11 protein-coding genes are annotated in these 12,091 nt (G+C 44.6%); 3 read left to right on the forward strand and 8 right to left on the reverse strand.

Annotated features, from left to right (window positions below; genetic code table 11):
- Positions 1-38 precede the first annotated feature (38 nt).
- Entirely contained in the window at positions 39-881 is an 843-nt protein-coding gene (gene fghA, locus AACT23_RS00130) for an S-formylglutathione hydrolase (protein ID WP_013857422.1), read from the forward strand.
- A 63-nt stretch (positions 882-944) separates the two neighbouring features.
- Here fghA and AACT23_RS00135 read toward each other — a convergent pair whose 3' ends face one another.
- The 5 genes from AACT23_RS00135 to AACT23_RS00155 all read right to left on the reverse strand — a co-directional run bounded on the left by AACT23_RS00135 (position 945) and on the right by AACT23_RS00155 (position 5,604).
- Positions 945-2,504, reverse strand: coding sequence for an AbgT family transporter (locus AACT23_RS00135; protein WP_017045592.1), 1,560 nt, complete (start codon positions 2,502-2,504; stop codon positions 945-947).
- 252 nt (positions 2,505-2,756) lie between these two features.
- On the reverse strand, positions 2,757-3,170 hold the full coding sequence (locus AACT23_RS00140) for a type IV pilus modification PilV family protein (protein WP_017045593.1): 414 nt from the start codon (positions 3,168-3,170) through the stop codon (positions 2,757-2,759).
- A complete protein-coding gene (locus AACT23_RS00145; protein ID WP_013857426.1) occupies positions 3,160-4,467 on the reverse strand; it encodes a hypothetical protein in 1,308 nt (435 codons plus the stop codon). Before AACT23_RS00145 ends, AACT23_RS00140 begins: the two co-directional genes overlap by 11 nt.
- The gene (locus tag AACT23_RS00150) at positions 4,458-5,126 is read right to left on the reverse strand and encodes a PilW family protein (protein ID WP_094128274.1); all 669 of its coding nucleotides are present in this window, start codon (positions 5,124-5,126) and stop codon (positions 4,458-4,460) included. Before AACT23_RS00150 ends, AACT23_RS00145 begins: the two co-directional genes overlap by 10 nt.
- Positions 5,104-5,604 (reverse strand): GspH/FimT family pseudopilin, encoded by a 501-nt coding sequence (locus tag AACT23_RS00155; protein ID WP_017043370.1) that lies wholly within the window; start codon positions 5,602-5,604, stop codon positions 5,104-5,106. The genes AACT23_RS00150 and AACT23_RS00155 overlap by 23 nt, the downstream gene beginning before the upstream one ends.
- A 102-nt stretch (positions 5,605-5,706) precedes the next feature.
- Here AACT23_RS00155 and AACT23_RS00160 point away from each other — a divergent pair, with 102 nt between their 5' ends.
- Positions 5,707-6,138 (forward strand): type IV pilin protein, encoded by a 432-nt coding sequence (locus AACT23_RS00160; protein WP_026028109.1) that lies wholly within the window; start codon positions 5,707-5,709, stop codon positions 6,136-6,138.
- 109 nt (positions 6,139-6,247) lie between these two features.
- On the opposite strand, the gene dnaJ is transcribed toward AACT23_RS00160, so the two are convergent.
- From dnaJ to grpE, 3 genes are all read right to left on the reverse strand, one after another.
- Complete coding sequence (dnaJ, locus tag AACT23_RS00165) at positions 6,248-7,390, reverse strand: molecular chaperone DnaJ (protein ID WP_026027474.1); 1,143 nt, start codon at positions 7,388-7,390, stop codon at positions 6,248-6,250.
- Positions 7,391-7,676: 286 nt separating this feature from the next.
- On the reverse strand, positions 7,677-9,584 hold the full coding sequence (gene dnaK, locus AACT23_RS00170; RefSeq protein WP_013857431.1) for a molecular chaperone DnaK: 1,908 nt from the start codon (positions 9,582-9,584) through the stop codon (positions 7,677-7,679).
- 344 nt (positions 9,585-9,928) lie between these two features.
- Positions 9,929-10,528, reverse strand: coding sequence for a nucleotide exchange factor GrpE (gene grpE / locus AACT23_RS00175; protein ID WP_038148829.1), 600 nt, complete (start codon positions 10,526-10,528; stop codon positions 9,929-9,931).
- A 142-nt stretch (positions 10,529-10,670) separates the two neighbouring features.
- Between grpE and nadK the strand changes: the two genes are divergently transcribed.
- Positions 10,671-11,555, forward strand: a complete 885-nt coding sequence (nadK, locus tag AACT23_RS00180; protein ID WP_013857433.1) for an NAD(+) kinase — start codon at positions 10,671-10,673, stop codon at positions 11,553-11,555.
- Positions 11,556-12,091 lie beyond the last annotated feature (536 nt).

Here is a 12,091-nt window from a genome sequence, read left to right on the forward strand (position 1 = left end):
AGCCTTTTTTCTTAAAGGGCTGGGTGGGGAAACTTGCTATGCACATTGAAAACATTAGCCAAGCCAAAGTATTTGAAGGCTGGCATAAACAGTACACGCACTCATCACAAGTACTAGGGTGCAGTATGCGTTTTGCTATTTATCTTCCACCTCAAGCGGCCTACCAATCGGTTCCGGTGTTGTATTGGTTATCCGGCTTAACATGCAGCGATGAAAACTTCATGCAAAAAGCTGGCGCATTTCAAAGCGCGGCTAAGCTCGGTATCGCGATTGTTGCCGCCGATACCAGCCCAAGAGGTGAAGGTGTTCCTGACGACCCGCAAGGAGCGTATGATTTTGGCCTTGGCGCAGGATTTTACCTCAACGCAACTCAAGCGCCTTGGGATAAGCACTACCAAATGTACAGCTACATTGTGCAAGAACTTCCAGCCTTAATAGAGCAACATTTTCCCGTAAACCAACAGCGAGCGATTGCAGGACACAGTATGGGTGGCCATGGTGCGTTAACCATCGGATTGAAAAACCCTCAACGCTATCGCTCGATTTCAGCCTTTAGCCCGATAAGCAACCCAATACACTGCCCTTGGGGGCAAAAAGCATTTCGCCACTACCTTGGTAATAACCAGCAAGATTGGAAACAATACGATGCGGTTGAATTGCTCACTACTCACTCATCATCCTTACCCATTTTGGTTGACCAAGGAGAGGAAGACCCGTTTTTACACGAACAGCTTAAACCTGAACGCTTACTCGCCGCTGCACAAGCGAGCAATAGCCCACTCTCGTTAAGAATGCATAAAGGTTACGATCACAGTTATTTTTTCATTCAAAGTTTCATTGATGATCACTTAGCATTTCACGCGCAACATCTGCACAAATGAGATTGAAAAAGCCCGCGATACACTCGCGGGCTTTTAATTCAGACTCGATAAATAACGTTAACGCTACAAGCTGTATGTGTAAGGCGCTTGCACCCCTAGCGGAATACCAAAAGCCCAGTAAGCGAGCAGGAACAGCGTCCAACCAATCAGCATCGCAATGGAGAAAGGCATCATCATTGAAGCCAAGGTGCCAATGCCCGTCGATTTTACATAACGTTGGCAATACACCACGACTAATGGGAAGAAGACCATCAGTGGAGAGATAATGTTAGAAACCGAATCGCCCACGCGGTAAGCCGCTTGCGATAGCTCGGGAGAAATCCCTACCGCCATCAGCATAGGTACCAGAATTGGACCAATCAATGCCCATTTTGCCGAGGCCGAACCCACCAGCAAATTAACGCTAGCCGTGAGTAAAATCATCCCCACAATCGTTGCTTGGCCGGGTAAGTCCATCGCTTTTAGGCCTTCGGCACCATACAATGCCAACATAGTACCAATATTAGATTGACCAAACGCTGATAGGAACTGAGCACAGAAGAACGACATCACTATGTATGCGCCCATCGTAGCCATGGTGCCAGACATCGCTTTTATCACGTCATTACTGTTTTTAAAGGTGCCAGCCACTCGGCCATACACAATTCCCGGAATAATAAACAAGATAAAAATCAAAGGAACGATCGACTTCATCACTGGCGCAGAAAAGGCCGTTAGCTCACCATCAGGCGAACGCAGTGCTGAGTTTTCTGGGATCAAAGCCGCTACTAGTAATGCAATACCTACCACCATTGCCCAGCCAGCAAAACGAAATGCTCTCGATTCCGTTGCGCTGAATGTTCCTAGATCAGGCGCTATTTCCGCATCTTCATCGACAGGCATATTCGCTAGACGAGGTTCAATAATTTTCTCAGTCACATACCAACCAATCGCAACGATGATCACCGAAGATAAACCCGTGAAGAAAATGTTCGCCAGCGGATTCACTATGTATTGAGGATCCAAAATTTGTGCGGCGGTTTGTGTAAAACCAGCGAGCAAAGGATCAATACCAGAAGGGATAAAGTTCGCTGAAAAGCCACCAGAAACACCAGCAAATGCGGCTGCAATACCGGCCAGTGGATGACGCCCTGCCGCATGGAAAATAATCCCACCCAGAGGAATAACCAATACATAACCAGCATCAGCAGCCGTATGCGACACTATCGCCACCAAAATCAGCATCGGTGTTAGTAGTTTCGCTGGCGTGAAATTTAGCATTTTCTTAAGGCCTGTAGTGATAAACCCTGAAGAATCAGCCACTCCCACACCGAGCATGGCAACCAGCACGATACCTAGCGGCGCAAAGCTGGTGAATGTGGTCACCATATTGGCTAGAAAACTCGCGAGCGCTTTACCTGTCAGTAGGTTATTAACTTGCAGTGCTTCACCCGTTCGAGGGTTGGTCAAATCAAATGTCACATTCGATAACAGTGCCGATGAAACCCAAACAATAATCAGTGCCCAGAAGAACAAAATCGCAGGGTCAGGAATTTTATTTCCTGCACGTTCAATAAAATTTAAAAAGCGATCCATACCGCTCGGCTTCGGAAATGGTGCTTGTTTTACGACTTGGTTACTCATTCGTAACTCCATATGTGATGTTGCTGCTGTAGGCCTATATCAATTTATTTGACCTATTAATCGTCGGTTATTCTATAAAAAAGCCTCAACCAAAGCACAAGCTTCTACAGTTTTTTACAAAAACGGGGACATATTTTGCAAAAATAGCATTCCACCACAACAATCCAAACACATTCTTATGCTCTTTTTTCCTACAAATCAGTAACCAATTTGCAAAATCAAATATTTCATTTTTGTATAAGCATCGAGACGCTAATCAAACTCACTGAACTGCGAAATCATGGTTTTCAGCTCAACCGACTGCTTATTTCCCTGACGATCATGCCAATAGGACTCAATATAAATGGTTTTCAGTGAGCCCGATAAAGAGACCGTTGGTACTGACCAACTGAGTGTATAAAAGGGATGTGAGTGATCTTGTCCGTTAACAATATCACTATCAAAATTCGCTGGCGTGAGAGTAGAAATCGCGGCAGAAGCGCCACGGCTACGAAACCATTCCAACTTTTGTTCGGCCAAATGTAGTGCTTCGATACTATGAACGGCAAAATCCGCCTTTTGCTCAACCAACACTTGTAATTTGACCAAACCCAGTGCCCCAACACCAATTAGAACAAACGATATCATTACTTCTATTAGGCTAAATCCTTGCTGCTTAGAGATCATTCCATGAACCTTTTTGCCATCTAGGTGGAACCGAAAAGGAAAAGCTGTTTTCAATATCACTGTTATATTGCAAACGTAGCGAGTTATAAAATAGTGCTATCTGACCTTGGGTATCAAAGGCCATTCCTCCGGTAAATTGAAAAGATCCCGACTGTAAGTAGGTAGCGTGCTTTGGCGTCAAGGTGGTAGCGCTGCCGTACAATGTTTTTATCGGTGCATCAAAATTAGCATTGAGATCCGCGATGAGTTCAGTATCAAATCCATTCCAATTTGCCGTATCAGCGGCAAATCCACTGTTAAAATGAAAGAGCACCCCTTGAATGCTGCCACTCCCTCGAATCCCTAACACGCCATTATGCACCAGCAAAAAAAGGTAAGTCCCAGGATGAGCATTTTGTATGGTTGACATTGTATCAATCGATGCTTGGTTCAGTTGACAACTGCCATCAATCCATACTTGATTGGGCTGACCAAGAACCAAAGCACCTTTAAATTTCGAAACACAATCAACATCACCACTGGTCATTGTGTAACTCAAGAACTTAAATTCAGTATCGTCGCGTGCTTTTTCCCATTCTCCCCGTTCGTAACCAAAGAGATCTTTAAATGGGTTTAGCGTTTCATCTCGGTAAATATCATTTTTGACATCGACTGCTTCATAAAGACCGCTACTATTTTTCCAAATACCGCTTTGTGAACTACTGTTCGTTTTATGCGTCGGCGCGCAATCGGCACTATTGTCAAAAACAGCGCTTGGTTTTTGAATAGCACTCCCAACACCATTATTTGTCACTCCCGCCGTAGCAATAACATATTTAGCAACGGCGATAGCCGCGCATTCATATTTCCCATCACTATTTTTGGGCCCGGGATCTGGTGGAGAAATAAGTGTAGAGCCAAACACTATTAAGTCTGAAGTAGAACGAATGGCTCCTGGACTTCTCCCACGTTGAAACAGAATGTTCTTTTTCAACGTCGTCATTTGATACTGGGACATAAGTGTACTGGCGTTAGTAGGGTCTGCAGAGAGGTACGTTAACTCTAAATCGACACACAAGGTATTGAGGTTATTGGGAATTGAACTATTTTTATTGTTCACAATATGGCTATAACCACACTCAAGCCCCCCTTCTGCTCGCCAATGCTGTTGCCTCGCTTGCACCTCATTTTGTGCTCGTTTGATCTGAAAAAAGAGCGAACGGTAGGAGCCTAATGCCACCACTAAAGCGAGCACCAACAAAAGCGTGGTGATCAATAACGTTACAGCGCCTTGCTGAGCTTGCTTCATTACTGCCAATTCCTTTGTTTTATTGCCACTCCAAATGATGTTGATACACGGCTATCCCCCACCAACTCTGCTGCCATAGAGATCGTCATGTAGGCTGAGCTCACACCATTCGCCGCTAATGATGCTCGCTGGGCTTGAAAATGAGTCACATTAATCTGGTTAGTATCAAAAATAGCAGAGCAACCAGCCGTCGCTTGGGAAACGGTTTTGGCCCCTGAAATCACAGACGTCGGCCTGTCACAGACACCTAACGCGCCAGAAGTCATGACAAACCCAACATTTCTGATCTGTTTCGTTGCCCCCGTATCATCAAGGTAGGCATACGCAAGCGTTGATTGGTCAGCCGAAACAAAAACGATATCATCGCTATCCAATAACGTGAGTGAGTTACCATGACCGCCGTCATAACCTGCACGTTGAATATCTTGTTTGAGGTATTGCAGCGCGCCCGTCACTTGTTGCAGTAGCAGTAGCTCCTTGCCTCTTTCGGTCGCTACCTTCTGCCCAGTGATGAATACAGAGCCAATAATGGCTATCGCAATCAAGCCAAGCATGGATGCCACCATGAACTCAATTAACGTTGCCCCCATCTGCTTGGTTTCAGCGATATGAGCTTTATAGGTATGCTTTTTTGCTCTCGGTATGTTAGCTGCACTGCTTAAAACCAAAATAGTCTCCTCCATTACCACATAGGCGCATTCGTCCTGAAGGTCTATAGGTCGTGAATTTGAGTGCACCTTGGTGTGTTGAAAAATCAAGGCTCCCATTTACAGCTCGGCCATTAATGGCTTCAAAATGGATCTGATTTGACGGGTAATTCACCCCCAATTCAATATTGCGATAAGGTTGCCCCGATAGCGATGAAATCACTTGCCCCCCGGGATAGGTTCCTGAATTAGTCAGCACGATTTGCCATTCACCTTGGCTATTAACCGAACCCGACATGACAATATGCGCCCATAGCGGCTGCTTTCTCATTACTGCTTCCGAACGGGCGCTCATCATCAAGCCATTAATCTCACCCGCTAAACGTTGCATCTTTTGCGTATCACTGACTTGTTTGAAATTGGGAGCCGCTATCGTGAGTAAAATAGACAAAACGGAAACCGTGATAAGCAGCTCAAGTAAAGTAAACCCGCGAGCCATTTCCCAAATTCCTATGTAATTAAAATATGAAACAAAATTCACCTTGCGCGAATGCTATCACCTAATAAAAATAGCGGGTAAATCAACAAGGAACTCCACGTGATGATTCGAAATTCTAAATGCAACAACCACAACCGGCGGTCGTTCGGGATGACATTGATCGAATTATTGATTGCGGTTGTGATTATTGGCGTACTGTCTGCAATCGCTTATCCAAGTTATACCAAGCACGTTTTAAAAGGGCACCGAACCACCGCACTCGCCGATATGGGGAGAATTCAACTGGAACTGGAGCATCACTACGATAAGGGTTATGACTGGAGCGGGATCATTTCAGGGGGAAATTGCGTCATCTGTGAAAGCGATGCTGAACGCTATCAGTTTTCAGTCGCCAGCTCCGCAACCAGTAGCTACACCATCACCGCGACGGCGCAGAGCACCAGAGGCCAAGACAAGGATGAATGTCTAACCAGCGATAAGGTCATGACATTGAAATCAACCAACGAATCAGCCCCAAGCGCATGTTGGAAATAGAACACTACAAATGTTCCGTTTGTGAGGGGAGGACAAAGTCATCCTGTATCTGGAACGAATAAGGCCTGCATTGCAGGCCTTATTGGATAGATAATAATTCAACAGTGAATTAGCTGGTTAAATCATCGAAGAACTTTTTCACGCCATTAAAGAAACCTTCCGATTTAGGCTTATGCTTATTTGCCGCTTCACCACCGCAAGTTTCTTCAAATTCACGTAATAGTTCTTTTTGACGCGCGCTCAGTTTCACTGGTGTTTCAACCACGAGTTTGACAACCAAATCACCGATCGCCCCACCGCGTACGCCTTTCACACCTTTACCACGCATACGGAACATGCGCCCTGTTTGCGTCTCTTCTGGCACTTTCAAGTTTACACGACCATCGAGTGTTGGAACTTCAACTTCACCGCCAAGTGCCGCCATAGCAAAACTTACAGGGACTTCACAGTATAAGTTGTTGCCATCACGTTCAAAAATGTGGTGCTCTTTGACGTGAACTTGTACGTACAAATCCCCCGCTGGAGCGCCCATTTCTCCCGCTTCACCTTCGCCAGATAAACGAATGCGATCGCCCGTATCCACACCGGCTGGAATTTTAACATTAAGCGTTTTGGTTTTTTGCTTACGCCCCTGTCCATGACACACGTTACATGGGTCTTTAATGATCTTACCTTTACCATGGCAAGTCGGACAGGTTTGCTGTACAGCAAAAAATCCTTGGCGCATCTGTACTTGGCCGTGACCATGACAGGTTCCACACGTTTGCGCAGACGAGCCTTTCTTCGCGCCAGTACCTTCACAAGAATCACAATGGACCAGTGTTGGCACTTCAATCTCTTTTGAACAACCACGAACGGCCTCTTCTAAAGACAGTTCCATGTTGTAACGCAAGTCAGCACCACGTTGTGCACGCGCTTGACCACCGCCCCGACGACCACCACCGAAAATGTCACCAAAGACATCACCGAAGATATCGCCAAAATCAGCACTGCCGCCACCAAAGCCGCCACCGCCCATTCCGCCTTGTTCAAAAGCAGCATGACCGTACTGATCATAAGCCGCTTTCTTTTGCGAATCGGTTAAAATTTCATACGCTTCTTTTACTTCTTTAAACTTGTCCGAAGCGCTGTCATCCCCTTGGTTTCTATCAGGGTGAAACTTCATTGCTAGGCGCTTGTACGCCTTTTTAATATCGCGCTCAGAGGCATCTCGGCCTACGCCTAATACTTCGTAAAAATCACGTTTTGACATCTTCTTCGTCACCAATTTGTTACCGCAAACGACACGCTGCCGCTTGGTGTTTATATCGACCTAACTAATGGCTCTAGATTCTAGTGAATTCAAACTAAAAAGACACTGTTAGTTAGATGGACACCAATGAGTTTTCATTAATTACAGACATACGGGCGTAAGAGTTACCCCAAACGCCCGCATCATACCGTTGATTTCATTCTTCTCTTAGAGAAGTTAGGGTGGGTTAAACTCGCGAGCCACCCAACCCTAGCCCTCCCCGTTGAAAAGGAGGGAACTCAATCAATTACTTTTTGTCTTCTTTGACTTCTTCAAACTCAGCGTCAACGACATCGTCTTCTGCAGACTGTTGTTGGCCTTCACCCGCTTGTTGTGCTTGAGCTTTTTGCTGAGCGATCTCCATCAGTTTTTGAGCAGCAGCCATAAGCGCTTGAACTTTAGCGTCGATCGCTTCTTTGTCTTCACCTTTCTTCGCTTCTTCAAGCTCAGTAATGGCCGCTTCAATCTTCACTTTGTCGTCAGCAGGAAGAGCATCACCCGCCTCTTCAATTTGCTTACGAGTACCGTGAATCATTTGGTCCGCTTGGTTACGTGCTGTCGCTAACTCTTCGAACTTTTTGTCCGCTTCTTTGTTTGCTTCAGCTTCTTGGACCATTTTCTCGATTTCAGCATCGCTCAAACCGCCAGACGCTTGGATAGTGATCTTCTGCTCTTTGCCTGTTTGTTTATCTTTCGCAGACACGTGCAAGATACCATCCGCATCCAAGTCAAACACAACTTCAATTTGTGGCATGCCACGTGGTGCAGCTTGAATACCTTCTAGGTTAAATTGACCTAGCGATTTGTTGTACATGGCTTGCTTACGCTCACCTTGTAGAACATGGATCGTTACTGCGTTTTGGTTGTCTTCAGCGGTAGAGAATACTTGATTCGCTTTAGTTGGAATCGTTGTGTTTTTCTCAACCAACTTAGTCATCACGCCACCCATTGTCTCGATACCGAGAGACAGAGGCGTTACGTCAAGTAGCAGTACGTCTTTTACTTCACCCGCAAGCACACCACCTTGAATGGCCGCACCAACAGCAACCGCTTCATCTGGGTTAACATCTTTACGCGCTTCTTTGCCAAAGAATTCAGCCACTTTCTTCTGAACCATAGGCATACGAGTCTGACCACCCACTAGGATAACGTCAGTGATGTCGCCGACAGACAAGTCTGCATCGGCCAGCGCCACTTTCAGTGGCTCAAGCGAACGCTGAACAAGGTCTTCCACTAGAGATTCTAGTTTCGCACGTGTCACTTTCACGTTCATGTGCTTAGGACCAGCAGCATCAGCGGTGATGTAAGGCAAGTTCACATCTGTTTGTTGCGCTGATGACAACTCAATCTTCGCTTTTTCTGCGGCTTCTTTTAGACGCTGCATCGCAAGTGGATCAGTTTTTAGGTTGATGCCTTGCTCTTTTTTAAACTCATCAACGAGATAGTTGATCATGCGGTTATCAAAGTCTTCACCACCAAGGTGTGTGTCACCGTTAGTTGCTAGAACTTCGAATGTTTTCTCGCCTTCAACTTCATCGATCTCGATGATTGAAATATCAAATGTACCACCACCAAGGTCGTATACCGCGATAACGCGATCGCCACCTTGTTTGTCCAAACCATAAGCAAGTGCAGCCGCTGTTGGTTCGTTGATGATACGTTTTACTTCAAGACCTGCAATACGACCTGCATCTTTCGTTGCTTGACGTTGTGCATCGTTAAAGTATGCAGGAACCGTAATAACGGCACCAGTAACTGGCTCACCAAGAAAATCTTCAGCTGTTTTCTTCATTTTCTTCAGAACTTCAGCTGAAACTTGAGGAGCGGCCATTTTTTGGCCTCTTGCTTCAACCCAAGCATCGCCATTATCAGCCTTCACGATTTTGTAAGGCATTATTTCAATATCACGTTGAACTTCTTCGTCTTCAAAACGACGACCGATCAAACGCTTAATTGCAAATAGCGTATTGGTTGGGTTTGTTACCGCTTGACGTTTTGCAGGCTGACCTACTAGCGTCTCACCATCTGTATATGCAATTACCGATGCAGTTGTACGTTCACCTTCAGCGTTTTCAATAACGCGAGGTTTGTCGCCATCTAAAACAGCAACACAAGAGTTAGTAGTACCTAAGTCAATACCAATGATTTTACCCATCAGGCTATCTCCAAATAAATTCTATTTTTGTTTTATGCTACCCCCTATGTGGGGGAGGGAGAACAGGGTTTCAACCCTTACTCACAAACTAAACAAGGATGTTCGTTTCTCGTATGCCCAATAAATAAGGTCACTCAGCACCTTTTCAAGGGCAAAATTGAAAAAAGTTATGATATTTCGACTAAACAGCGTAAATAACGACTTTTTCAATCCCGAAATCACTTAATGAAGGTTTCTATCTCGACATTAATCGATTTCGACATAAAAAAGAGAGGCGACGTACACCTCTCTTTGGCACTGAATAAATTAACGCCAATAAAGCATTTGGCTTATTTCGCAACTCTTTACTTTGATACCATGACCATCGCAGGGCGAATCACTCGGCCATTCAACTCATAGCCCTTTTGCATCACAAACATCACAGTATTAGGTTCATGATCTGGGCTCTCTTGAATTGACATTGCTTGGTGCAATTCTGGGTTGAATGTTTCGCCTTCAGGATTAATCTCTTTCAGGCCAAACTTTTCAACTACGCCAATGAAAGTTTTGTGTGTCAGTTCCACACCTTCCACCAGCGGTTTCACCACTTCGTTCTCAGCGTCAGCAGCTTGAATCGTGCGCTCTAGGTTGTCTAACACTGGCAACAACTCTTCAGCAAAACGGCTCAACGCATATTTACGCGCTTTATCGATCTCTTGCTCTGAACGGCGGCGCATATTTTCAACTTCCGCTTTCGCTCTTAGCACCGAGTCTTTTTGCTCTTGAATTTTTGCTTCGCTCGACAGTAGCGCCGCTTCTAATTGCGCAATTTGGGACTCTTTCTCATCGACTTCAACTTGTTCGTTCCAATCGATATCCGCGTCAGTACCAACGACTTCAGCTTCTTGACCCACTACTTCTTGCTGTAGTTCTTCTTCTTTGATTTTGTTTTCTTCGTTGTTCATGATATCTCCAGAATCCAACTATTTTGCGCTTAACCTCCACAGTTCAAAAAGTTAAGCACACAAAAATTCGCACAAAGGCATAACTTGCCCTTATTATGGGGATGAACAATCCTGATTCAAGCCTAATTAGTTTGGAAAATTTATGAAAAAACCATTTGAAGTGATCGCTATCATTGGAAAACCAAGAGATCAACAAGCCATTCAAACACATAAAGAGCTTTACCAATGGCTAACTTCAATGGGATATCCGGTCTTTATTGATGATCGTCTCAGTGAAATATTGGAAGGTGTACCTGCGGAACATTTCGCTAGCCTGCTTGAAATCGGCAAAAAAGCAGACCTTGCGGTTGTGGTTGGGGGCGATGGCAATATGCTCGGTGCCGCACGCGTATTATCACGCTTCGACATTTCCGTGATTGGGGTGAATCGTGGCAATTTAGGATTTTTGACCGATCTCAACCCAGAAGATTTTCAACCAAGGCTACTTGCAGTACTCAATGGCGAATATTTAGAAGAACAACGCTTCTTACTGGAAACAGAAATTCATCGCCACGGGCAAGTCAAAAGCCATAATGCAGCGCTTAATGAAGCCGTATTACACCCCGGAAAAATTGCACATATGATTGAATTTGAAGTCTATATAGATAATAGCTTCGCTTTTTCTCAACGCTCTGATGGCCTTATCGTTTCTACCCCAACGGGCTCTACCGCTTATTCACTTTCTGGCGGCGGGCCGATTTTATCCCCCAGTTTAAACGCCATTACACTGGTTCCCATGTTCCCGCATACCCTTTCAAGCCGCCCCTTAGTTGTGGATGGCAACCGCCAGATAAAACTGCTGGTTTCGCCTGATAATCGCGGAACACAGGAAGTTAGCTGCGATGGACAAGTATCCCTACCGGTTTCCCCCGGTGATGAAGTGCATATTTACCAAAGCCCAAATATTCTAAAGCTCATTCATCCTAAAGATTACAGCTACTATCACGTGTTAAGAAAGAAACTGGGTTGGTCGAGTAAATTGTTTTAAACCAACCTCTTCACCTTCTATTGACTGTCGACCTCGATTAATAATATCGAGGTCTTTTTTACAGGGAATCATTAATATTTAATGGGTTTTAAAATTTCTATTTATTTTCCATCATAAATTTACTTATCCTATAGCTGATTATTTGTGAGCCATGATTTGTTCCATATTCAAGTTAAGGACTTCGATCACAATTATTATTTCTATCAATTTACTTACTGATCAACTTGGTTAAGAATCGTTCCATCAGTCAACCAGCTATAACTCACAACGGATTTAGATATGAGTAAAAATCTAAAAATTCAAGATAAGTTATGGTCAAGCTCCCTAGCTTGGTACACGCACGACTATCAAATCTCAATTTTACCATCTTTTGCACACGCCTAGCCTGCTTGGTTGTTTCTGCATTCTTTCGAATCCATTAAACAATCAGCATCAACACTAAATCTATTTATATCGCTTTTCGATACTTGCATTCATCTTTATTAATTTAAAGTCGTTGCTTGGTTATTCTCAAATAGATTTATTTCACTCGAATT

This window comes from Vibrio sp. V09_P4A23P171 (genome assembly GCF_963875615.1).
Classification (GTDB): domain Bacteria; phylum Pseudomonadota; class Gammaproteobacteria; order Enterobacterales; family Vibrionaceae; genus Vibrio; species Vibrio anguillarum.